Annotated in this window: 20 protein-coding genes; 7 read left to right on the top strand and 13 right to left on the bottom strand. The window is 58.1% G+C overall.

Annotated features, from left to right (window positions below; genetic code table 11):
* Positions 1 to 78: 78 nt before the first annotated feature.
* From AC2TDA_RS02385 to AC2TDA_RS02365, 5 genes are read right to left on the bottom strand one after another with little or no spacing between them, the layout of a single operon-like run.
* Positions 79 to 2,010: an acetyl/propionyl/methylcrotonyl-CoA carboxylase subunit alpha gene (locus AC2TDA_RS02385; RefSeq protein WP_480878690.1), complete on the bottom strand. Its 1,932-nt coding sequence runs from the start codon at positions 2,008 to 2,010 to the stop codon at positions 79 to 81.
* Between the two features lie 6 nt (positions 2,011 to 2,016).
* On the bottom strand, positions 2,017 to 2,442 hold the full coding sequence (locus AC2TDA_RS02380; protein ID WP_480878689.1) for an ASCH domain-containing protein: 426 nt from the start codon (positions 2,440 to 2,442) through the stop codon (positions 2,017 to 2,019).
* A 1-nt stretch (position 2,443) separates the two neighbouring features.
* Positions 2,444 to 4,051: a carboxyl transferase domain-containing protein gene (locus AC2TDA_RS02375; RefSeq protein WP_480878688.1), complete on the bottom strand. Its 1,608-nt coding sequence runs from the start codon at positions 4,049 to 4,051 to the stop codon at positions 2,444 to 2,446.
* Positions 4,048 to 4,539: a hypothetical protein gene (locus AC2TDA_RS02370; RefSeq protein WP_480878687.1), complete on the bottom strand. Its 492-nt coding sequence runs from the start codon at positions 4,537 to 4,539 to the stop codon at positions 4,048 to 4,050. Before AC2TDA_RS02370 ends, AC2TDA_RS02375 begins: the two co-directional genes overlap by 4 nt.
* Complete coding sequence (locus tag AC2TDA_RS02365; RefSeq protein ID WP_480878686.1) at positions 4,536 to 6,080, bottom strand: AMP-binding protein; 1,545 nt, start codon at positions 6,078 to 6,080, stop codon at positions 4,536 to 4,538. The genes AC2TDA_RS02370 and AC2TDA_RS02365 overlap by 4 nt, the downstream gene beginning before the upstream one ends.
* A 136-nt stretch (positions 6,081 to 6,216) precedes the next feature.
* Here AC2TDA_RS02365 and AC2TDA_RS02360 point away from each other — a divergent pair, with 136 nt between their 5' ends.
* Entirely contained in the window at positions 6,217 to 6,822 is a 606-nt protein-coding gene (locus AC2TDA_RS02360) for an OmpW/AlkL family protein (protein ID WP_480846960.1), read from the top strand.
* 50 nt (positions 6,823 to 6,872) lie between these two features.
* Here AC2TDA_RS02360 and AC2TDA_RS02355 read toward each other — a convergent pair whose 3' ends face one another.
* The 3 genes from AC2TDA_RS02355 to AC2TDA_RS02345 form a co-directional block, all read right to left on the bottom strand.
* Positions 6,873 to 8,036, bottom strand: a complete 1,164-nt coding sequence (locus tag AC2TDA_RS02355; RefSeq protein WP_480846444.1) for an isovaleryl-CoA dehydrogenase — start codon at positions 8,034 to 8,036, stop codon at positions 6,873 to 6,875.
* 169 nt (positions 8,037 to 8,205) lie between these two features.
* Positions 8,206 to 9,396: a DegT/DnrJ/EryC1/StrS family aminotransferase gene (locus tag AC2TDA_RS02350; RefSeq protein ID WP_480878684.1), complete on the bottom strand. Its 1,191-nt coding sequence runs from the start codon at positions 9,394 to 9,396 to the stop codon at positions 8,206 to 8,208.
* Positions 9,397 to 9,435: 39 nt separating this feature from the next.
* Positions 9,436 to 10,107, bottom strand: a complete 672-nt coding sequence (locus AC2TDA_RS02345) for an HAD-IA family hydrolase (protein ID WP_480878683.1) — start codon at positions 10,105 to 10,107, stop codon at positions 9,436 to 9,438.
* Between the two features lie 132 nt (positions 10,108 to 10,239).
* Between AC2TDA_RS02345 and glmU the strand changes: the two genes are divergently transcribed.
* From glmU to AC2TDA_RS02325, 4 genes are read left to right on the top strand one after another with little or no spacing between them, the layout of a single operon-like run.
* Positions 10,240 to 11,592, top strand: a complete 1,353-nt coding sequence (gene glmU, locus AC2TDA_RS02340; RefSeq protein ID WP_480878682.1) for a bifunctional UDP-N-acetylglucosamine diphosphorylase/glucosamine-1-phosphate N-acetyltransferase GlmU — start codon at positions 10,240 to 10,242, stop codon at positions 11,590 to 11,592.
* Between the two features lie 3 nt (positions 11,593 to 11,595).
* Entirely contained in the window at positions 11,596 to 13,419 is a 1,824-nt protein-coding gene (gene glmS, locus AC2TDA_RS02335) for a glutamine--fructose-6-phosphate transaminase (isomerizing) (RefSeq protein WP_480878681.1), read from the top strand.
* Between the two features lie 3 nt (positions 13,420 to 13,422).
* A complete protein-coding gene (locus AC2TDA_RS02330; protein ID WP_480878680.1) occupies positions 13,423 to 13,968 on the top strand; it encodes a pyridoxamine 5'-phosphate oxidase family protein in 546 nt (181 codons plus the stop codon).
* Positions 13,965 to 14,654: a DNA alkylation repair protein gene (locus AC2TDA_RS02325; protein ID WP_480878679.1), complete on the top strand. Its 690-nt coding sequence runs from the start codon at positions 13,965 to 13,967 to the stop codon at positions 14,652 to 14,654. The genes AC2TDA_RS02330 and AC2TDA_RS02325 overlap by 4 nt, the downstream gene beginning before the upstream one ends.
* Here AC2TDA_RS02325 and AC2TDA_RS02320 read toward each other — a convergent pair.
* On the bottom strand, positions 14,642 to 15,058 hold the full coding sequence (locus AC2TDA_RS02320; protein WP_480878678.1) for a hypothetical protein: 417 nt from the start codon (positions 15,056 to 15,058) through the stop codon (positions 14,642 to 14,644). The two genes, AC2TDA_RS02325 and AC2TDA_RS02320, sit on opposite strands and share 13 nt — an antisense overlap.
* A gap of 90 nt (positions 15,059 to 15,148) precedes the next feature.
* On the opposite strand from AC2TDA_RS02320, the gene moaA reads away from it, so the two are divergent.
* Together moaA and AC2TDA_RS02310 are read left to right on the top strand one after the other, a co-directional pair.
* The gene (gene moaA, locus AC2TDA_RS02315; protein WP_480878962.1) at positions 15,149 to 16,156 is read left to right on the top strand and encodes a GTP 3',8-cyclase MoaA; all 1,008 of its coding nucleotides are present in this window, start codon (positions 15,149 to 15,151) and stop codon (positions 16,154 to 16,156) included.
* Between the two features lies 1 nt (position 16,157).
* Complete coding sequence (locus AC2TDA_RS02310; protein ID WP_480878677.1) at positions 16,158 to 17,483, top strand: 3-deoxy-D-manno-octulosonic acid transferase; 1,326 nt, start codon at positions 16,158 to 16,160, stop codon at positions 17,481 to 17,483.
* Between the two features lie 49 nt (positions 17,484 to 17,532).
* On the opposite strand, the gene AC2TDA_RS02305 is transcribed toward AC2TDA_RS02310, so the two are convergent.
* The 4 genes from AC2TDA_RS02305 to argE are packed head-to-tail and all read right to left on the bottom strand — an operon-like array spanning position 17,533 to position 22,256.
* A complete protein-coding gene (locus AC2TDA_RS02305) occupies positions 17,533 to 18,696 on the bottom strand; it encodes a M20 aminoacylase family protein (RefSeq protein ID WP_480846430.1) in 1,164 nt (387 codons plus the stop codon).
* 22 nt (positions 18,697 to 18,718) lie between these two features.
* On the bottom strand, positions 18,719 to 19,882 hold the full coding sequence (locus AC2TDA_RS02300; protein ID WP_480878676.1) for a M20 aminoacylase family protein: 1,164 nt from the start codon (positions 19,880 to 19,882) through the stop codon (positions 18,719 to 18,721).
* A 15-nt stretch (positions 19,883 to 19,897) separates the two neighbouring features.
* Positions 19,898 to 21,064 carry a M20 aminoacylase family protein gene (locus AC2TDA_RS02295; protein ID WP_480846427.1) on the bottom strand — a complete coding sequence of 389 codons (1,167 nt, stop codon included), beginning with the start codon at positions 21,062 to 21,064 and terminating at the stop codon, positions 19,898 to 19,900.
* Between the two features lie 25 nt (positions 21,065 to 21,089).
* Entirely contained in the window at positions 21,090 to 22,256 is a 1,167-nt protein-coding gene (gene argE, locus AC2TDA_RS02290; RefSeq protein ID WP_480878675.1) for an acetylornithine deacetylase, read from the bottom strand.
* Positions 22,257 to 22,260: the final 4 nt, after the last annotated feature.

Raw genomic sequence — 22,260 nt, 5'->3', positions numbered from 1 at the left:
TTCTGCGCATCTCCCAGATTTGTCTTGTTTCCATCACCTTTGGCCCGACTGTGCCACGAGACACAGCGCCGGAACAGATCACTCGTCTTCCAATCGAACCAGAGCAGCACCGGCCTCGACCTGCGCCCCGGCTTCAGCCAACACTTCAGCCACCACACCGTCGCGTGCGGCAATCAGGGAATGCTCCATTTTCATGGCTTCCAGAATTGCCAACCGATCCCCTTCCTGTACCGACTGACCCGCTGAGGCAAAGACAGCCTTGACCAAACCAGGCATGGGGGCCTCGATCACATTGGTGTCACCAGCTGCACTGGCGTCCCTGTCGAGCGGGTCAATGACTTCGAAAACCTGCCCATAGTGTTCGAAAACTGTAACCTCGGATCCGCTGACCGAGACAGGCGGCATGGGCGCCCCACCAACCGTCCAGCGTGTGCCCCTGCGCTCGGCAAGTACCGTTTCAGTACCTATTTGCCAATTTTGCCGGTTGGGTCCATCGACCTGAACATCAAGGTCGATGATCTCCGCACCTTTCTGCAGTTGCACAGCACGATGCAGCGGAGCCCATAAGGAAAACCCAGTCTCTTCAGTAACTTCGATAAGGTTCAACGCTGTTATCGCCGCCGCGACACAGGCCGTCAAAGATTGTGGAGGTTCCTGAATCAGCCCATCCAGATCCCGACCAATCAACCCGGTATCAACATCGCCTAAGGCAAATCCGGCGTGCCGCGTAAGTGCGCCAAGGAAAGCCAGATTTGTAACTGTCCCCGCGACCTCGGTGCGATGCAACACACGGTTCAGTGTTTCCAGCGCTACGGCACGCGTCGGTCCATGAACAGTGACCTTGGCGATCATCGGATCGTACCAAGGGCTGATGGTGTCACCTGCTCTCACACCGCTATCGGCCCGGCACTCTGCCGGAAACGCCAGATGAGTTAACGTTCCCGTTGCAGGCAGGAACCCCTTGGGCACGTCTTCAGCATAAAGACGCGCTTCAAACGAGTGCCCGTTTATGGACAACTCATCTTGCTGTTTCGGCAGAGTCTCTCCGGAAGCTACCCGCAACTGCCATTCTACCAGATCAATGCCGGTGATGGCCTCGGTAACCGGGTGTTCCACCTGAAGGCGCGTGTTCATTTCCATGAACCAGAACCGGTCCGGGCGCAAACCGTCCGAGGCATCAACGATAAACTCGACGGTCCCGGCACCCTTATAGCCAATGGCCTCGGCGGCGCGCACACCTGCTTGCCCCATCGCCTCGCGCATCTCTGGCGTCATGCCAGGGGCCGGAGCCTCTTCGATTACTTTCTGATGGCGACGCTGCAAGGAACAGTCGCGCTCGAACAAGTGCACTGCGTGCGTTCCGTCGCCAAATACCTGCACCTCGATATGGCGCGGCTTGGCGACATATTTCTCGACCAGCACCGCGTCGTTGCCGAAAGCCGTCTGCGCCTCGCCCCGGGCGCTGTCGAGCGCCGCAGCAAAGTCCTGAGGACGCTCAACCAGCCGCATCCCCTTGCCGCCACCGCCCGCTACGGCCTTGATCAACACCGGATAACCGATGGCATCCGCCGCACCCGACAGATGCTCGGGGTCTTGATTGTCTCCGTGATAGCCCGGCACGACCGGCACACCCGCCTGCTCCATAAGAACCTTGGCGGCATCCTTTAGACCCATCTTGCGGATCGCATCTGCTGACGGGCCTATGAATGTCAGGCCAGCGGCCTCAACCGCATCTACGAATTCCGGGTTCTCGGACAGGAAGCCATAGCCGGGATGGATCGCCTGAGCGCCTGTGTCTAGCGCGGCCTGAATTATCACGTCGCCCTTCAGATAGCTTTCAGCGGGGGCCGCGCCACCAATATGGATCGCCTCATCCGCCATCTGCACATGTTTCGACGCAGCATCCGCGTCAGAGTAAACTGCGACGCAGGAGACACCCATCGATTGCGCGCTTTCCATGACGCGACAGGCAATTTCACCGCGATTGGCAATCAGGATTTTATTGAACATTGGCGATCACCCTTCCCTTGCCAAATCTTCGACGAGACGAAACCGCTCACACACCAGTTCCATCTCCGGATCAAACCCGCCGTTTCGCTCGAAATACCTGCGATGTCCTTCGCGCCAACCGTCAAGGGTGTCATTCTCACCCTCGGCCAAAGCGAAATCTTCGGATACATCGCAATATCTTTCGATGGTTACGTCGACCGTTTCGATAATCAAAGCAGGCCGGTTGTCCCAATCCAACGCGATGTCGCGTCGGCCGGGCTTCGGCATTTCGTCATCCCCATCAGAAAAATCCTTGAGCGCGCCACACGTTGCAGTTTTCTTTCCAACGCGGACCAGTTCCAGCAATTCATCACACAAAGCACGATTGTCACCGAACTTGAAAGTTTGCGCCCCGGGAAAGCGATCTTTCAGCTTTTTCAATGCATCGCTCATCTTACATCCTGAACACGCCGAAACGTGTCTCCTCGATCGGGGCGTTCAGTGCTGCACTCAGCGACAGGGCAAGGACATCGCGGCTTTTGCGCGGGTCGATGATGCCGTCATCCCATAGCCGTGCCGAAGCATAGAGCGGATGGGATTGTTCCTCGAACATGTCCAGCGTCGGGCGTTTGAATTCGGCCTCTTCCTCGGCGGACCATGTGCCGCCCTGCCGTTCGATCCCGTCGCGTTTGACGGTGGCCAGAACGCCAGCGGCCTGCTCGCCACCCATGACCGAGATGCGCGAGTTTGGCCAGGTCCACAGAAAGCGCGGCTGATAGGCGCGCCCCGCCATGCCGTAATTTCCGGCCCCAAACGAACCACCCACCAACATGGTGATTTTCGGCACCGAGGTAGTCGCCACCGCTGTGACCATCTTGGCCCCATGCCGTGCGATACCTTCGTTCTCGTATTTCCGCCCGACCATGAAGCCAGTGATGTTTTGCAGGAAGACCAGCGGTGTCTTGCGCTGCGAGCATAATTCGACGAAATGCGCACCCTTCTGGGCGGCCTCCGAGAACAGCACGCCATTATTGGCGATGATCCCGACAGGGCAGCCTTTGACATGGGCAAAGCCGGTCACCAGCGTTTCACCGAACCGAGGTTTGAACTCATCGAAACGCGAGCCATCGACCAGCCGCGCAATCACCTCGCGGATATCGTATGGCGTACGCAGATCGGCGGGGACCACGCCCAGAATTTCGTCGGGGTCATAGGCCGGGTCCTCGGGCGCTTCGAACTGAAGGGTAGGCTTCAAATTGGCTCCGCCCAACGACCCGACGGCACGACGCGCCAGCGCCAGCGCGTGGGCATCATCCTCGGCCAGATAATCGGCCACACCTGACAGACGCGTGTGCACATCGCCGCCACCAAGATCTTCGGAACTGACAACCTCACCGGTCGCAGCCTTGACCAGAGGCGGACCGGCCAGAAAAATCGTGCCCTGTTCCTTGACGATGATCGTCACATCGGACATGGCCGGAACATAAGCCCCGCCTGCCGTACACGACCCCATGACCACCGCGATCTGAGGGATGCCCTTGGCGCTCATCCGCGCCTGATTAAAGAATATGCGGCCAAAGTGGTCGCGATCCGGGAAGACCTCATCCTGATTGGGCAGGTTCGCGCCGCCGCTATCTACCAGATAGATACAAGGCAGGTGGTTTTCCTCAGCCACTTCCTGCGCGCGCAGGTGCTTCTTGACCGTCATCGGGTAATAGGTGCCGCCCTTCACGGTAGCGTCGTTGCAAACCACCATGACTTCGCGCCCCTGCACCCGGCCAATACCTGCGATGACACCGGCACTGGGGGCTGCATCGCCATACATCCCATGCGCCGCCGTCGCCCCGATTTCAAGGAACGGAGAGCCCGGGTCCAGCAGGTTCGCCACCCGACGCCGGGGCAGCATCTTGCCACGGGTTTCATGACGCGCCCGGGATTTCTCACCACCCCCCATCCGCGCGGCCTCGGCAGCGGCAGAGATTTGCGCCAGCGCGTCCAGATGGGCAGCGCGGTTTGTCTTGAAGCCCTCGGAGGCGGGCATGGCTTTGGATGTGAGTTTCATTCTTGTTCGCCTTCCAGAAGCCGTTCGGCAAATCGCAGATCCAGCCACTTCGTAGCAGCATCTATTAATTGGCACTTATTTTCAGACATGTCGGTGTCACATTCTGTTTGAGAAACTTCGGCTGCTCGCCGCCGTGCATTCGCGTAAAAGGAGCGCTTGAAGCCCTTTAAGTTCGGGATCGCTGGTAATTTTTTCGAAATTTCTGCACTTCTGAGACGAATGTGCTCAATCAAAATCTCGTAGCAAATTTCCTGGTAAGAGTTCTCTTGATTATCTGTGCAATAATCCAAGGTGGATGCAACACAATCCAAATCCAGCGTCATCTTTGGAACAGACATCACCGTTGTTTTGCTAAGTTGCGTACACCCATCGAACCAGTCTTCTACCCCGGTGACCGGCTCCAAAGCTTGACCCGTGCTATCATCCGCCCCAAGCACCGCAGCAGGAACGAGCAGTGCAACTATCATTGACCAAAATGGCTTATTCATGATTTTGACCACTTCTGCGTTTCAATTTCCAATACCGCCCGCGCCCTCAATTCCTTCCGGATCACCTTCCCGGTCACCGTCATCGGCAACTCCTCAAGAAACGCCACTTCGCGCGGATAGGAATACTGCGCCAGACGATCCTTGACCCAATCCTGTAGTTCCGGGCCTGTGGCCTCGCCCCCCGGCTTCAGCACAACATAAGCCTTCACGATCTCGGTCCGCAGCGGGTCGGGCTTGCCAACCACGCCGACCGTCGCCACTGCCGGGTGGGTTAACAAGCAATCCTCAATCTCCGCCGGGCCAATCCGATAACCGGACGAGGTAATCACATCATCATCGCGGCCCACAAAGCGCAGATAATCGCCCTCCCACACGCCGCGGTCACCAGTGATCAGCCAGTCACCCCGGAACTTCTCTGCCGTTGCCTCGGGCCGGTTCCAGTATTTCAGCAGCATCGAGGCAGAGCCGCGCCGGATGGCCACGTCGCCCTCCTCGTTGGTTCTCTGGCCGTCCGCGTCGATCACCGCCACTTCATGCCCCGGAACCGGTTTACCGATACAGCCGGGACGCACCGGGAAATCCTCGGCGCAGGAGGACACGACCATGTTGCATTCCGTCTGGCCATAGAACTCGTTGATCGTCAGGCCGAACGCCTGTTCGCCCCAGGCCAGCATCTCGGCTCCCAACGGCTCGCCGCCCGAGGCGACAGAGCGCAACCCTGGAATTGACTGATCCGTTGCCTTGAGCATCCGCAGAGCGGTCGGAGGGAAGAACACGTTGCGCACACCGCCCTGCTCGATCACATCAACGCAGGCCTCAGGCGAGAATTTCTCCAGCCGTGCGGCCACGACCGGAATGCCGAACGCCAGACCCGGCATCAACACGTCGAACAGCCCGCCGATCCAAGCCCAATCGGCAGGTGTCCAGAGGCAATCGCCATCGCGCAGGTGGTTATGGCTGATCGACACGCCCGGCAAGTGGCCGGTCAACACCCGATGCCCGTGCAAGGCACCCTTGGGGCTGCCGGTGGTCCCCGACGTATATATCAGAACCGCCGGGTCTTCCGGGCCGGTGTCAACAAACGGTACCGTGCCAGAAGCCTCTGGGATTTGATCCACAAGCAAAGGTTCCGCCAGATCGCTCAGCAACGCGGCACCCTCGGCATCGGTCAAAACCAATCGCGCGCCTGCATCACCAACCCGCGAGGCCAGCGCGTCACGTTTGAACAACTTAAACAATGGCACCGAGATCGCACCGATTTTCCAGATCGCAAGATGCGCCGCGGCACACCACGGAGACTGGCTGAGCAGAACACCTACCCGGTCCCCCGGCTGGACCTTGCGCAGCAGCGCCTGAGCGACTCTGTCTGTCATCCGCGCCAATTGCCCGTACGTTACAGACACAATCTGAGAAGACGTGAGATCAATCAGCGCAACATGTTCAGGTGCTTGATTCAGACATTGGCGCGCCATGTTCAGGCGTGCTGGCAAGTCCCAGCCCCCCTCCTGACGCAAACCGGGTATGCACTCAGCGCCAATCACGACCACAAACCCTTGTTTTTATGACGCTTTCAACGCCACAGCGCGGCGAAAATTCCGCGCGTTCTTGATGCAGATCAGAGTCGGACGCGCGTCTGACCGGCACAAAACCCACATCAACAGAAGTAAAGGCATGAATATGACCAATAAGCTCGCCGCTTTGACCCTGTCCTCCGCTCTCGTCGCTCTGGCCGCTCCGGCTCTGGCCCAGTCGCAGGGAGACTGGACCCTCGGCATCGGAGTCGGCTACCTGGACCCGAAATCCGACAACGGCACACTGGCTGGGGCAAAAGCCACCATCGACTCGGATACTCGCCCGATCTTCACCGCCGAGTATTTCATCCGCGATAACCTGGGTATCGAGCTGTTGGCCGCGACACCTTTCGAGCATGACATCACCCTTGGCGGCAGCCTCGACGCGGGCAGCGTCAAGCAGCTGCCGCCCACTCTGTCGCTGAACTATCACATCCCGACCAACAGCGCGTGGAAGCCCTATGTCGGCGCTGGCCTGAACTACACGATCTTCTTCGACGAACAGTCTCCTCTGGGCGATCTGAAGGTTGATGACTCGTTTGGTGTCTCGCTGCAGGCTGGTCTGGACTATATGGTCACCGAAAAAGGTGCCGTGCGCCTCAACGTGCGCTGGTTCGACATCAACTCGGACGTCACATTGGACGGCAACTACATCGGCAAAGCCGATATCGATCCGTGGCTGATTGGCGTGTCTTACGTCCATCGCTTCTGATCCTATGATTGAAACGCCTCGCAGTTGCCTCGTATGCGAGGCGTTTTCATTCAGAGCACTTTGTTCATCATTTCCCGCCCAATCAGCATACGGCGGATTTCGCTTGTGCCGGCGCCAATTTCCATCAGCTTGGCATCCCGAAAAATTCGACTGACCGCGGCATCCGACAGGAAGCCTGCACCACCCATGGCTTGAACAGCCTGATGCGCCTGCACCATTGCCTGCTCAGAGGCGTAAAGGCAGCACGCCGCCGCATCCTGCCGTGTGACATCTCCACGGTCACAGGCTTTAGCGACCTCGTAAACGTAAGCACGGGCCGAGTTCATCGCGGTGTACATATCCGCGATCTTTCCCTGCATTAGCTGGAAACTACCGATCGGTTTGCCAAACTGCTTTCGTTCGGCGAGGTACGGCATGACTTCATCCAGACAGGCAGCCATGATCCCTGTTCCGATACCAGCCAGCACGACACGCTCATAGTCCAGACCGGACATCAGAACAGCGACACCCCTGCCCTCTTCGCCCAGCACGTTTTCGAATGGCACTTCGACATCTTCAAAGATCAGCTCGGCCGTGTTCGACCCGCGCATCCCCAGCTTGTCGAAATGAGGAGAGGTCGAAAAGCCTTTCATTTCTTTCTCGATTAGAAAGGCGGTAATCCCCTTGGAACCAGCTTCCGGATCAGTCTTGGCGTAAACCACAAGCGTATCCGCGTCCGGACCATTGGTGATCCAGTATTTGCTTCCGTTCAGCCTGTAATGATCATTCCGTTTTTCAGCTCGCAGCTTCATCGACACGACATCGGAACCCGCAGAAGGTTCGGACATAGCCAACGCACCCACATGCTCACCTGATATCAGGCGCGGCAGGTATTTCTGCTTTTGCTCGGCAGACCCGTTCAGCTTGATCTGGTTGACACAAAGATTCGAATGCGCCCCATAGGATAACGAAACCGAGGCCGATGCCCGCGCAACCTCTTCCACGGCGACTGTATGTGCCAGGTAGGACATGCCCGCGCCGCCAAATTCCTCGGGCACAGTAATACCCAGCAGGCCAAGATCACCCATTTCCTTCCATAGCTCATTTGGGAAGGCGTTCGAGGAATCGATTTCGGCGGCCATTGGCTTGACCCGCTCTTGCGCCCAGCGGTGGACCATCTCGCGCAGGGCGTTGACGTCCTCACCCAGATCAAATTGCATCGTCGCCATAAACATTCGCGCTCTCCCCTGAACTTTAATGAACAAGTGTTCAATAACTGAATAACAGCGAATCCTCAAACGGTCAATCTTTGCGGCGAACCAGCGGGGCAAACAAGAAATGCCGCCCCGGAGGGACGGCATTTCCAATTGAAAAAAGCGTGCGCCGCAGGCGCACTCCGCTGGATTACGACTGGTAGACAGCTCCGACTTCCGTCCGAATGATGCGGGCAATCACCTCACAATCTTCCAGCGAGAAAGTCAGCGGCACCCGCATATCGATGATTCCCGCCAGCACACGGTCGCTGGATGGCATGGGCTCACTCTCCGCATAACGCCAACTGTCGTAGCGTGAGGTGAACCCGCTGGGCTCGGCGCCGCCGAACCACTTCAGTTCCACGCCTCGGGCCGCACAACGGCGGATCACTTCGGTGATGCGCTCGCTCGTCCAGTCCAGCAGCAAGAACTGGATGGACGATCCGACATATGTCTCGGTCTCAGGCCGTTCGACAATCGTCAAGCCCGGCGTGCCGCGCAGCCCATTCTCGATCTTGACGTATCGCTCATTCCAACGACGGATCTGCCGGGCGAGATCACGCAGTTGCGGGCGTAAAATGGCCGCGCGCAGGTTGTCCATGCGGCCTGACACGTTGGGGGTGGTGTATTTGATCCTCTCAAATACCTCGGGCGCAGGTGCTGCAAGATGGCGTTCGTAAAGCATGTATGATCCGGACAGCATGGTCGCCTTGGCTGCCAATTCCTCATCGTCGGTGATCAGCAAGCCGCCTTCGCCGGAATTGACGTGTTTGTAGGTCTGGCACGAATAGCAACCGATGGCCCCTTGCCGTCCCGACATCTGCCCGCGCCAAGCTGCGCCCATGGTGTGCGCGCAATCTTCGATCACAACCACACCTGCCGCATCGCAGATCTGCATCAACCGATCCATGTCACACAAATGTCCGCGCATGTGGCTGAGCATCAGCACCCGCGCCAAAGGCAGTTTGGCCTCAAGATCGTCCAAATCGATCGTCAGGTCCTCGGTGACTCCGACAAAAACCGGCCTGCCCCCAATTGAGGCAATGGCCCCCGGAACCGGAGCCAACGTAAAAGCGTTGGTAAGCACCGGATCGCCGGGCTGCACGCCTATCGCCCGCAGCGCTGTGGCCAGCGCATACCCGCCCGACGCCACGGCCAAGCAGTATTTCGCATCCATCTGCGCCGCGAATTCCTGTTCCAGCAATGCGGTCTCACCCAACTCGCCCGGCGCCACGTTGTAGCGATGCAGCCGCCCATGGCGCATAACGGCCAGAGCGGCTTCGATCGACTCATCGGGAATGGGTTCCTGCTGGGTAAAGCTACCCGTGAATATCTCGGTCATGGCGTAGTTTTGGAGCTGCTACGAAGCAGGGTCAAGGGATCATGCAGAAACACCGATGAGACACGGCACCATTTCCAAAAGATCGTCGAAATGATGCAGTAACGCCTCAGGCTCCAGCGCCGCCATATCTTCACCGGATGGGCCAAATGTGACAAGCACCGAGGGTACACCAGCTGCGCGCGCTGTGTTGCGGTCGGTGTCAGAGTCGCCGATCAACACGCAATGATCCGGATGCCCGCCAGCCCGCCGTGCGGCCTCGCGCAGTGGCTCGGGGTTTGGCTTGCGCACCGGCAAAGTATCCGCCCCCACCAACGAGGAAAATTGCGCGCGCACCCCCATGCGGGTCAAAAGCAGGTCAGCCAGTGCTTCGGGTTTGTTGGTGCAGATGCCCACGCCATACCCTGCCGCCTTCAGAGCATCTACCGCCTCAAGCGCGCCGGGATAAAACTGCGTGTGTGTGTCAATAGCCTGCGCATAAGCCTCAAGCAGCACGGGGTAGTAGTCTGTCACTGTGTTTTCTGCATAGGCCCCGACCCTTTCCAACCCATGGGTCAGCATCATACGACCACCGCGCAGGGCAATCGCCGCGTCCTGCGGACGGTTCAGGACATCGCCATGACCCATCTGCCGGAAACAATGATTAGCTGCGGCCAACAAATCGCCCGACGTGTCCGCCAATGTTCCGTCGAGATCAAAGATCACCGTACGCATTCTGCCTCCGTTCCGGCGAGTTTCCGCCAAGTACTGTTGCAAACGGCAATCTTCTTTGATGGCTGAACCGCTTGCGACTTTGCCCCCAGCGGATAAAACGGTCAGCAACAAAACAAAAGAGAAAACGAGTTCATGAGTATTGCCCTTGTCATCCTTGCAGCCGGAAAAGGCACCAGGATGAATTCGGATATTCCAAAAGTTCTGCACCCAATTGCCCAGGCACCGATGTTGATTCATGCAATGCGCGCCGGTGCAGTTCTATCGCCTGAACGCACCGTCATTGTTACCGGACACGGTGCCGAGGCAGTGGGAAAAGTGGCCGCCGCCGAAGATGATACGACCCAAATTGCGGTTCAGGACGACCAGCTTGGAACTGCCCATGCCGTCGCCCAAGCCCGCGCAGCGCTGGAGGGGTTCTCGGGCGATATCGTGGTTCTCTATGGCGACACCCCGTTTTTGCAGCCTGACACTCTGGAACGGATGGTCGCGGCCCGGGCTGAAAACGATCTGGTCATTCTGGGGTTCAACGCAGCCGATCCCGCGCGTTACGGCCGCTTGGTGATGGATGGTGAGGCGCTGGAGCGGATCGTCGAGTTCAAGGAAGCATCGGAAGAAGAACGCGCCATAACCTTCTGCAACTCGGGCCTTTTGGCGTGTGATGCCGAAACGTTATTTTCTCTGATTGACGCGGTCAGCAACGACAACGCCGCGGGCGAGTACTATCTAACCGATGTGGTCGAGATAGCGCGCAATCGCGAGTTGAAAGTGACTGCCGTCGCCTGTGACGAAGCCCAGACACTAGGTATCAATTCGCGGGCGGACCTGGCTGCTGCCGACGCCGTATTCCAGGCCCGGGCACGCAATGAGCTGCTGGATCTGGGCGTAACTCTGATGGCTCCCGAAACGGTATATTTGGCCGCAGATACCATCATCGGCCGCGACACCGTGATAGAACCTAACGTAGTTTTCGGCCCCGGGGTAACCATCGAAAGTGGTGCAACGATCCGAGCCTTTTCCCATCTCGAAGGCTGCCATGTCAGCCGCGGTGCCATTGTGGGCCCCTACGCGCGTCTGCGCCCGGGTGCGGAACTGGCTGAAAACGCACGCATCGGAAATTTCGTCGAAATCAAGAATGCCGAGATTGCCGAAGGCGCCAAGGTCAATCACCTCAGCTATATCGGTGACGCCTCGGTTGGCGCGGCGTCAAATATCGGAGCCGGTACGATCACCTGCAACTACGATGGGGTGATGAAACACAAAACAACCATTGGCGAAGGTGTCTTTGTCGGGTCCAACACGATGCTGGTTGCACCCGTCACATTGGGAGACGGCGCAATGACTGCGACCGGCACGGTAGTGACGCGGGATGTCGAGCCCGATGCCCTTGCCGTGGCCCGCGCCCGGCAGGACAACAAATCCGGTTATGCTCGTAAATTGTTTGAAATGTTAAAGGCGAAAAAGGCTCGCCGCGACAAAGGAGCCTGAATTATGTGTGGAATTGTAGGCGTATTAGGCCAGCACGAGGCGGCCCCCATTCTGGTCGAGTCACTAAAGCGGCTGGAATACCGTGGATACGACAGTGCAGGTATCGCGACGGTCAACAAAGGCCAGCTCGGGCGGCGGCGCGCTGTCGGAAAACTGGTCAACCTCAGCGATTTGCTGGTGCATGAACCTTTGCCCGGCAAATCTGGCATCGGCCATACACGCTGGGCCACCCACGGCGCCCCTTCTGTCAGCAACGCCCATCCCCACAAAGCCGGGCCAGTGGCCGTGGTGCATAATGGCATCGTCGAGAACTACCGCGAATTGCGTGAGGAACTGGCCGAGAACGGAATCGATTTCAAGACGGAGACGGACACCGAAACGGTCGCCCTTCTCACGGAACACTATATGCGTACTGGTCTGTCGCCCGTGGAAGCTGCGTTCCAAACAATCGATCGTCTGAACGGAGCCTTCGCACTGGCTTTTCTGTTCGATGGTGAGGACGATCTGATCGTTGCAGCACGCAAGGGATCGCCCCTGGCGGTCGGTCACGGCGATGGCGAAATGTTCGTGGGATCCGATGCGATTGCGCTGGCGCCGCTCACAGATCGGATCACCTATCTGGAAGAAGGTGACCGGGCGGTTCTGACACGCACTTCGCTGGAAATTCGCAACGAGGCCGGTGAAATCGCCAACCGCGAAATCCGCCGGATCAAACTGGACCAGACGCGCACCGACAAGGGCGGCCACAAGCACTTCATGGCAAAGGAAATCGCCGAGCAGCCTGTCGTTGTAGCCGAGGCGATCCGGTCCTACTTGCCGACCGGAGGCAGCAGTGTGGTGTTGCCAGATGCTGATCTGGACTTCACCAAGTTGGATCGCTTGACCATGGTGGCTTGCGGTACCGCATTCTATGCCTGTCTAACCGCCAAATACTGGTTCGAACAGCTGGCCAAAATGCCGGTCGAGGTCGATATCGCCAGCGAGTTCCGCTATCGTGAACCCCCGATCCCCGGCCGCACGCTGGCATTGTTCGTCAGCCAGTCCGGCGAAACGGCAGATACACTAGCAGCCTTGCGCTACTGCGAAGGCAAAGCGGACAAGATCGTTTCGGTCGTAAATGTCCCAGAAAGCTCGATTGCCCGGGAAAGCGATATCGCGCTGCCGATTCACGCGGGTGTTGAGATCGGTGTCGCTTCGACCAAGGCATTTACCTGCCAGCTGAGTGTTTTGCTGATGCTGGCGTTGAAGGCGGCAGCCGACCGGGGCACCCTGACCGACGAGGAACTGGCCGATCACGCCGCAGCCCTGCGCGGATTGCCCTCGGTTCTGAACACCGCGCTGGACCAGAACCCCGCCATCCGGAAATCCGCCCAACGCTTGTCCGAGGCGCGCGACGTCCTGTTTCTAGGGCGCGGACTAATGTACCCGTTGGCGATGGAGGGCGCACTGAAATTGAAAGAAATCAGCTATATACACGCCGAAGGTTATGCATCCGGCGAATTGAAACACGGCCCCATCGCCTTGATTGACAAGCATATGCCGGTCGTCGTCATGGCCCCGCGCGACGCCGTCTTCGACAAGACCGTTTCGAACATGCAGGAGGTGATGGCACGCAAGGGGAAGGTGATCCTTGTTTCGGATGATGACGGTATCTCACAGGCCGAGGATGGCGTCTGGAGCACGATAAGAATGCCTCATGTCCACCAAAGCCTGACCCCGATCCTGTATTCGGTGCCCGCGCAATTGCTTGCCTATCACACCGCTGTTGCCAAGGGCACGGATGTGGATCAGCCTCGTAACCTGGCAAAATCCGTGACGGTGGAGTGACAGGTGGCCAAGCAATTCCCGGAACTGGACGATGTCCATCGTAAGTTCATCGAAGAACAGCACATGTTCTTTGTTGGAACCGCGGGGCCTGAGGGACGGGTCAATATCTCTCCCAAGGGCATGGATTCGTTGCGCGTTCTGGGACCGAACAGAATTGCTTGGATGAACCTGACCGGAAGTGGAAATGAAACAGCAGGGCACTTGCTTGAAACCAACCGTATGACCCTGATGTGGTGCTCATTCACAACCCGCCCGCTGATCCTGCGTACTTATGGGACCGCACGGACGATCCACACCACAGATGACGGCTGGGCCGAGCTTGCCGAGTATTTCCCTGATCACCGCAGCGCACGCCAGATATATGACGTGTCGATTGACCTCGTGCAGACGTCCTGTGGCTATGCCGTGCCGTTCATGGAGTACAAATCGGATCGGGACACGATGCAGAAATGGGTGGATGGCAAGTCGGACGACGATATCCGGGCCTATTGGGTTGAAAAGAACCAAAATACCATCGACGGCAAACCCACCGGGGCTCCCGTCAAATGATACCGGACGGCTATCTGGATCAGATCAAGGCACATGCCGACCCGGAACGCGCTGTGCAAATGGCCGCCTATCACAAGGTCAAGCGCTCCTATCTGGGCGTCGCAAACCCGATTCTGAACGATTTGACCAAGTCATGGCGGCAGGAATTGTCGGTACCCGACCGGGTAACATTGGGCAAGGCCCTGTGGCGAACCAACATCCACGAGGGTCGACTGGCTGCTGCCAAGCTGCTGACACAGGCACGGATCAGGCCGGATGACGCAGTCTGGAATTTGCTGCAGAGCTGGCTGCCGGACTTCGACGCCTGGGCCGTGGCCGATCACGCCTGCATGGCCATGCAGAAACGACTGACTGCTGACCCAGCCCGTCTGGATCAGGTCGAAGCCTGGACAAGATCGGATCACATGTGGACCCGCCGTGCAGCTTTGGTTGCCACCCTGCCCTGGACCAAGCAGAACCATCCCAAATCCGAAGACCTTCTTCGACGCGACCGCATTCTGGAATGGGCAGCAGGTTATGTCCCCGACCGGGATTGGTTCATTCAAAAATCAATAGCCTGGTGGCTACGCGAGCTTTCCAAACATGACCCAGCGCGTGTGATTTCGTTCTTGAATAAGTACGGCGACGCCATGAAACCCTTTGCCCGCAAGGAAGCTGGCAAGTACCTGCGCGATCAGTTGGAATAAACTTCAAGCTCGACCAGTTCGTCAAACGGCAGCAACAACGCGCGCATCGCGTCCAGCGACAATCGGCTTCCGCCTCCTGCCGGGCCTGGTGCCGGGACCAGGGCTACGTAAGCCTGCGCACCGGTTTTCGGAACAACAATTCGACCGTTGATTTCGCTTTCGACCAAAGGGGTTTGCAGCCAGCGGCCGGGCGTATTTGGATCGCCCAAACCAGCAATCGTTCTCCGGGCTCCGGTCCAGCCGGTTTCAGCTGAAACTACGGGCTGAGCCTGGGGTTCAGCCTCGGCCACGACAGGCACGGTATCTGGCTGCGGTTCGGCGCCACCGAACAACCGATCCGAAGTTGAGCGAACCGCATCGCAGCCCGAAACCAAAACAATCAGTGACAACAGCGCATGTCTCATGCCCGATTTCTATCGACCTGCGCCCATCTGTACCAGACCAAAGCGCAGATCGCTCTTGCCGCGGTGGGGTTGCCGATTTACCTATGGGCCATGACAGCTCCGCTTATCGACCCGTTTGCCCGCGCCATCACCTATCTCCGCGTCTCCGTCACGGACCGCTGCGATTTCCGCTGTGTCTATTGCATGTCGGAAAACATGAACTTTCTGCCGAAGAAAGACCTGCTGACGCTGGAAGAGCTTGACCGCATGTGCTCGACCTTTGTCCACATGGGCGTTGAAAAGCTGCGCATCACCGGGGGCGAGCCCTTGGTACGCCGCAACATCATGACGTTTTTCAACAGCATGACCCGACACCTCGAAAGTGGCGCTTTGAAAGAGCTGACGCTGACCACCAATGGTTCGCAGCTACACCGGTTCTCGGACGATCTTTATGCCGCCGGGGTACGTCGGGTGAATGTCTCTCTGGATACGCTGGACGAAGACAAGTTTGCCAATATCACCCGTTGGGGTCGTCTGAAGCAGGTGTTGAATGGCATCGACGCGGCCCAAAAAGCCGGTCTGCGGATTAAGATCAATGCGGTGGCGTTGAAAGGTTTTAACGAAGAAGAGCTGCCCCGAATAACCGAATGGTGTACCGAGCGTGATATGGATCTGACCTGGATCGAGGTTATGCCGATGGGCGACATCGGAAACGAAGACCGTCTGGATCAGTATTGGTCGCTCAAGGATGTGCGCAAGGAATACGAAAACCACTACAGCGTGACAGATCTAGCCGAACGCACGGGCGGTCCTGCGCGCTATGTCCGGCTTGAGGAAACAGGTCAGAAGATCGGCTTCATCACACCGCTGTCCCACAATTTCTGCGAAAGCTGCAACCGCGTGCGCCTGACCTGCACGGGCGAGCTGTACATGTGCCTTGGACAGGAAGACATGGCCGATCTGCGCGGTCCGCTGCGCGATCACCCAAACACCGAGGAACCGCTGGAACACGCGATCCGCGCTGCGATCAACCTCAAGCCCAAGGGACATGATTTCGATTACTCCCGTCAAGCGGTCGATGGTCAGATGACGCGCCACATGAGCCATACAGGCGGATGATATGCCCTCAGGGGACACGCGTCCGACGCTGATCTACAAGACCTATTGCACGGCAACTTCTCTGCTGTCGCCACTGGTCTGGCGCACGGTTCGCAAAAAGTTGGAAACGGCAGGCGTTCCCGCCCAACGTCAAAGAGAAAGGCTTGGCCATGCCAGCCTGCCCCGTCCGACTGGTCGCCTGATCTGGTTTCATGCGGCCAGCGTCGGGGAAAGCCTCTCTGTTCTCAGCTTGATAAAACGCTTGGGAAACCGGTTGCCGGATGCCGAGTTTCTGATCACCTCGGGCACGCCTACCTCTGCCGCGTTGATCGAAAAACGGTTGCCACGACGTACGCGGCATCAGTATCCGCCACTGGATACTGCGGGCCCTGTGCGTCGGTTTCTGAATCATTGGCAACCGGACGCCGGGATATTCGTCGAAAGCGAGATCTGGCCACGGCTGATCGTTGAAAGCGCGGAACGGGACATGCCTTTGGCATTGCTAAATGCTCGCTTGTCGGAGAAATCCGTAGCCGGGTGGAAGAAACGACCCAAGACCGCGCGCTTTCTTCTGAACAAATTTCGGGTGTTTCTGACACAGAATGACAGGACGGCAGCCAATCTTCTCAGTATGGGCGCGCCTGCCGATCGCGTGCGCCCCGGAACCAACCTCAAGGCCATGTCCGACCCTTTGCCGGTCGATGATGCGACGCTGACTGAGATCAAGTCCCAGATAGCAAGCCGTCCGATTTGGATCGCCAGTTCGACCCACGCTGGCGAGGAAGAAACCGTTCTGGCCGCCCACGCCGAACTGCTAAAACGCTGGCCGGACCTGCTGCTGCTGCTGATCCCCCGCCACCCAGAGCGTCGGGACGAGGTTACAGACCTTATCTCTAATGCGACTTTGACTGGCGCCTTGCGAAGCAAAGGTCAGCCGATCACCGCGCAAACACAGGTTTACGTCGCGGATACGCTGGGTGAATTGGGCACTTGGTATGCCCTATGCCCCATTGTTTTTCTGGGTGGTTCACTGAAGGAAATCGGAGGCCACAACCCCTTTGAACCCGCACAGGCTGGGGCCGCTGTCATCACCGGACCCGGCTATTTCAACTTCGCCGAAACCTTTGCCCCGCTGATTGAAACCGGTGGAGCCGTCGAAGCGCGCACGGCAGTCGAACTGAACGAAGCCATCGCCCTGTGGCTATCAGACAACAACGCGCTTGCAGCGGCCCGTAATGCGGCACAGACCTGCGTCAACACACAGAAATCTGCTTTGGATGAGGTGACTGACACTCTGTGTCAGGCGCTGACCCTTACCGCCGCGCAAGATCCATCTTCACCTGGCTAAGTCGTCATAGGGAGTGCGAGAGGTTGATCCCTCGCATCCAAGCTTTCGATCAGGCCGCCGGCATCCGCTGCTCGACAATCTCGGCCCACCAGCTACAGCCAGCAGGGATCGCTTCGTCGTTAAAATTATATTCCGGGTGGTGCACCATCGCAGTATCGCCATTGCCCACAAGTATGTAAGCGCCCGGGCGTTCTTCGAGCATGAAGGCGAAATCTTCGCCCCCCATGACCAGCGGCGCGTCTTCGCAATCACCGGACACGGACCGCGCGACGTCAGCTGCAAATTCAGTCTGCTCGTCGCTGTTCACCATGACCGGATAGCCACGAATGTAAGTCACATCCACCGTACCCCCGAAGGTTGCGGCGACACCATTGCAAATCTCGTTGATCCGCTGCTCGGCCAGATCGCGCATCTCTTTGCTCATGGTGCGAACCGTGCCTTTGATCTGAACGGTCTGCGGAATGACGTTGAATGCTTTTGACGAGGTCTCGAACGAGGTTACCGACACCACCACCTGATCAATCGGGTCTGCATTGCGCGAAGAAATGGTCTGAAGCGCTAAAACCGCCTGAGCAGTCATCACGGTCGTATCCACCGTCTCATGTGGCTTCGCGGCGTGACCGCCCCGCCCTTCGAACGTGATGTCGAACTGATCGGTCGCCGCAAAGAAAGACCCAGGACGGATCGAGAAACTGCCAACTGGTTTACCCGGCCAGTTGTGCATCCCATAGACCTCCTGAATGTTCCAACGGTCCATCATTCCGTCGTCGCACATCTCTCGGCCACCGCCGCCGCCCTCTTCGGCTGGCTGGAAGATGACCACGACGGTCCCGTCGAAATTGCGCGTCTCCGACAGGTATTTCGCCGCGCCGAGCAGCATCGCTGTGTGTCCGTCATGACCGCAGGCATGCATAGCCCCATCGGTTTTTGAGGCATAGTCGAGCCCCGTCGCCTCGTGAATAGGCAACGCATCCATATCGGCGCGCAGGCCGACAACCTTCCCCTTGGTGTCGGCCTTACCCTTGATCACACCTACGACACCGGTGCGACCAATGCCGGTCACGACCTCGTCACAGCCGAACTCTTTCAGTTTGTCGGCGACCAGAGCGCTGGTGCGATGGGTTTCAAACAGGATCTCGGGGTTTTCGTGTATGTCGCGCCGCCACGCGGTGATTTCATCCTGTAATTCGGCAAAGCGGTTTTTTACTGGCATCTCTTCTCTCTCCTGCGATCTCTCAAGCAGCCGGCATCCGGCGCTCGACCATTTCGGCAAACCAAGAACACCCCACGGGGATGATCTCGTCATTAAAGTTGTATTCGGGGTGGTGCAGCCCGGCGCTGTCGCCGTTACCCAACACAATAAATGCGCCGGGGCGTTCTTCCAGCATGAACGAGAAATCCTCGCCCCCCATCACCATCGGAGCCTCATCACAGCTGCCACCGACCGAGACGGCGGCCTCGGCAGCAAAGCCTGTCTGCTCTTCGGCATTGATCGTGACCGGAACGCCGCGCGTGTAAGTCACCTTGGCAGTGCCGCCAAAGGTGTTGGCAATCCCTTCTACGACCTCGTTCAACCGTTTTTCGATCAGATCCCTCATTTCGTTGGAATGGGTACGTACAGTACCCCGAACCTGCGCCGACTGCGGGATAACGTTGAAAGCTTTGGACGAAGTGTCAACCGACGTCACGGAAAGTACCGCCTGCAAAATCGGATCAACATTGCGCGACACGATTGTCTGCAACGCAACGATCAGCTGGGACAGCATCACGGTTGTATCGACGGTTTCGTGCGGTTTCGCCGCGTGGCCGCCGCGCCCTTCCAGATGAACGTCGAACTCATCCGCTGCAGCCAGTAAAGGACCAGGCCGAATTGCAAATTGACCGGTGGGTACGCCCGGCACGTTGTGCATGGCGTAAACCTCTTGAATGCCGAAACGATCCATCATGCCATCCTTACACATGGCCTCGGCCCCGTTTCCGCCTTCCTCGGCGGGCTGAAAGATCACCACGGCAGTACCGTTGAAATTCCGGGTTTCGGCCAGATACTTCGCAGCCCCTAGAACCATGGCCGTATGGCCGTCGTGCCCACAGGCATGCATCGCACCTTCGGTTTTCGAAGCATAGTCCAGACCGGTCTGCTCTTGCATCGGCAGCGCGTCCATATCGGCGCGCAACCCGATCACGCGGCTTTGCGTATCGGTCTTGCCTTTAATCACGCCTACGACACCAGTGCGTCCGATCCCGGTTACGACCTCGTCGCATCCGAACTCTTTCAGCTTTTCGGCCACCAACGCGCTGGTGCGATGGGTGTCATATAGGATTTCAGGGTGCTGATGAATGTCATGCCGCCAACCCGTGATTTCTTCATGCAACTGTGCAAGGCGGTTTTTGATCGGCATGGCATTCTCCCTTATTTATGCGACGGGCAATCGTCGTTCCACCAGCTCAGCAAACCAGCTGCAGCCGGCAGGAATGGCGTCGTCGTCGAAATTGTATTCCGGGTGGTGGCACATGGCCGTGTCCCCATTCCCGATAAAGATGTAGGCTCCGGGCCGTTCTTCAAGCATGTAGGCGAAATCTTCTGAGGGCATGATCGGATCGGTGCTGTCATTGACCTTGCCAGATACCGCCTGCGCTGCTTCCGCGGCATAGGTGGTTTCGGTCTCGGAATTCATCGTCACCGGATAACCGGGTGTCCATGTCATCTGCGCCGAGGCCCCAAAGGCCGAAGCCGTATCTTCGGCAATCCGGCGCACGCGCTCTTCCGCGATAGTCCGGTATTCGGGATCGAGAGTTCTGACGGTGCCCTGCAACCGAACGGTATGCGCTATGACATTCGATGCAACGCTGTCGGTTTCAAACGTCCCGACGGTCAGCACGACACGCTTGATTGGATCAACAGTTCGCGACACAACCGATTGCAAAGCCACCACAATATGAGACGCAACAAGCGTTGTATCAACTGCATCATGGGGTGCCGCCGCGTGGCCGCCCTTGCCAGTTACAACGATCTCGAATTCATCCGACGAGGCCAGCAGAGCACCGGGCCGGATCGCAAATTCTCCAACAGGCATACCCGGCATATTATGCATACCATAGACTTCCTGAATGCCCCAACGCTCCATCAAACCGTCCTGACACATGGCTAACCCACCGGCGCCGCCTTCCTCAGCCGGTTGAAAGATCAGCACAACCGTCCCGTCAAAATTCCGCGTCTCGGCCAGGTATTGCGCGGCCCCCAACAGCATCGACGTATGACCGTCATGCCCGCAGGCATGCATTTTGCCAGAAACAGTCGATGCATAGTCCAGCCCGGTCGCTTCTTCGATTGGAAGTGCGTCCATATCGGCTCGCAGGCCGATCACGCGGCCCTTGGTGTCTTCGCGGCCTTTGATCACCGCGACAACACCGGTTTGGCCGATGCCAGGAGTGATCTCATCAACCCCGAATTCCTTAAGGCGATCCACGACAAACCCCGCCGTCTCGTGCACGTCGTACATCAGCTCAGGATGCGCATGCAGATAACGGCGCCATTTGGTGATCTCACCATGCATTTCGGCAAGCCGGTTCTTGACGGGCATTTTCGATCTCCTTTTGATGTTCTGGTTAATGAGTTAACCTCTGCACCAGACGTTCCATGAATTTCTGGCCTTCGTTAAATTGCGCGATGGTGATGAACTCATTCGGCTGGTGAGCCTGCGCAATATCGCCCGGGCCGCAAATCACAGCGGAATACCCGGCCTCCTGAAACTGGCCAGCCTCCGTGCCATAGCTTACGACGTGCGTGGCATTATCGCCAGTCAATGACCGCACCAGTGCCTCTGCCTCACCATCTTGTTCCGGAACCAATGCGGGCACCGCAAAGGTTTCCGAAACTTCAATGCGGGCCTCTGGATGGACGACCTGCATCCGAACCTCGGCAGCTTTCACACGATCCATGTAAGCTGTGCGCCAGTCGGCGGCTTCTTCACCCGGAACCACCCTGAAATCCATCATGAACCGACAGTCTTTGGCGGTTATGTTATGGGCCGTGCCTCCTTCGATCATACCAACATGGCACGTGGTCCAGGGCGGGTTGAAAATCGCGGCAATTTCGCTGGGCTCGGCGGCCATGTTCTTGACATTCTGCGCGTTTGCCCAGTCGATCAGCGGCGCGGCCTCCATAATCGCGTTCACACCGGTATGCATGATCGAGCTATGAACTTCAAATCCGACTACATGCGTGTCGTAGCCAAAGCCACCTTTGTGGCCCGTGACGGCCTGCATCATCGACGGCTCACCAACGATCACGGCCGACCCCTTGGGCACAACGCCCTGCATTGCCTTGATCATCGGAGGGGCGCCGGTGCATCCGACCTCTTCGTCAAAGCTCAGCGCCAATTGCAGAGGGCGTTTTACGCCGGCGTGCTGTGCCTCGACCAGAGCCCAGATGGCAAGCGCATCAAAGCCTTTCATGTCACAGGTGCCGCGGCCAAAATACTTGCCGTCCTTTTCGGTAACCACGAACGGGTCCGTATCCCATGGCTGACCGTCTATGGGCACCACGTCAGTGTGACCGGACAACACAACCGCGCCCTCCGTCCAAGGGCCGACATGGGCATACAGAGCAGCCTTGTGCGGTTGATCCGGATCCGGCCAGCGGTGGGATTCAATCCCGTGGCTGCGCAAGTAGTCCTCGACCCAATCCACCAGCGGCAGGTTGCTGACACGGCTCACCGTTGGGAATGAGATCAGCTTGGTCATGATCTCAAGCGGAGACAGGCGATCTGCCATAGGG

This window comes from Ruegeria sp. HKCCD6426, from assembly GCF_057221115.1.
Note: the sequence above shows the minus strand (reverse complement) of the source record. Positions and strands in the feature narration are given on the sequence as shown.

What these genes read in the sequence shown, in the direction of transcription:
- AC2TDA_RS02385 (WP_480878690.1), bottom strand. Translation starts at nt 2,010, where the DNA reads ATGTTCAATAAAATCCTGATTGCCAATCGCGGTGAAATTGCCTGTCGC.
- AC2TDA_RS02380 (WP_480878689.1), bottom strand. Translation starts at nt 2,442, where the DNA reads ATGAGCGATGCATTGAAAAAGCTGAAAGATCGCTTTCCCGGGGCGCAA.
- AC2TDA_RS02375 (WP_480878688.1), bottom strand. Translation starts at nt 4,051, where the DNA reads ATGAAACTCACATCCAAAGCCATGCCCGCCTCCGAGGGCTTCAAGACA.
- AC2TDA_RS02370 (WP_480878687.1), bottom strand. Translation starts at nt 4,539, where the DNA reads ATGAATAAGCCATTTTGGTCAATGATAGTTGCACTGCTCGTTCCTGCT.
- AC2TDA_RS02360 (WP_480846960.1), top strand. Translation starts at nt 6,217, where the DNA reads ATGACCAATAAGCTCGCCGCTTTGACCCTGTCCTCCGCTCTCGTCGCT.
- AC2TDA_RS02355 (WP_480846444.1), bottom strand. Translation starts at nt 8,036, where the DNA reads ATGTTTATGGCGACGATGCAATTTGATCTGGGTGAGGACGTCAACGCC.
- AC2TDA_RS02350 (WP_480878684.1), bottom strand. Translation starts at nt 9,396, where the DNA reads ATGACCGAGATATTCACGGGTAGCTTTACCCAGCAGGAACCCATTCCC.
- AC2TDA_RS02345 (WP_480878683.1), bottom strand. Translation starts at nt 10,107, where the DNA reads ATGCGTACGGTGATCTTTGATCTCGACGGAACATTGGCGGACACGTCG.
- glmU (WP_480878682.1), top strand. Translation starts at nt 10,240, where the DNA reads ATGAGTATTGCCCTTGTCATCCTTGCAGCCGGAAAAGGCACCAGGATG.
- glmS (WP_480878681.1), top strand. Translation starts at nt 11,596, where the DNA reads ATGTGTGGAATTGTAGGCGTATTAGGCCAGCACGAGGCGGCCCCCATT.
- AC2TDA_RS02325 (WP_480878679.1), top strand. Translation starts at nt 13,965, where the DNA reads ATGATACCGGACGGCTATCTGGATCAGATCAAGGCACATGCCGACCCG.
- AC2TDA_RS02320 (WP_480878678.1), bottom strand. Translation starts at nt 15,058, where the DNA reads ATGAGACATGCGCTGTTGTCACTGATTGTTTTGGTTTCGGGCTGCGAT.
- moaA (WP_480878962.1), top strand. Translation starts at nt 15,149, where the DNA reads ATGACAGCTCCGCTTATCGACCCGTTTGCCCGCGCCATCACCTATCTC.
- AC2TDA_RS02310 (WP_480878677.1), top strand. Translation starts at nt 16,158, where the DNA reads ATGCCCTCAGGGGACACGCGTCCGACGCTGATCTACAAGACCTATTGC.
- AC2TDA_RS02305 (WP_480846430.1), bottom strand. Translation starts at nt 18,696, where the DNA reads ATGCCAGTAAAAAACCGCTTTGCCGAATTACAGGATGAAATCACCGCG.
- AC2TDA_RS02300 (WP_480878676.1), bottom strand. Translation starts at nt 19,882, where the DNA reads ATGCCGATCAAAAACCGCCTTGCACAGTTGCATGAAGAAATCACGGGT.
- AC2TDA_RS02295 (WP_480846427.1), bottom strand. Translation starts at nt 21,064, where the DNA reads ATGCCCGTCAAGAACCGGCTTGCCGAAATGCATGGTGAGATCACCAAA.
- argE (WP_480878675.1), bottom strand. Translation starts at nt 22,256, where the DNA reads ATGGCAGATCGCCTGTCTCCGCTTGAGATCATGACCAAGCTGATCTCA.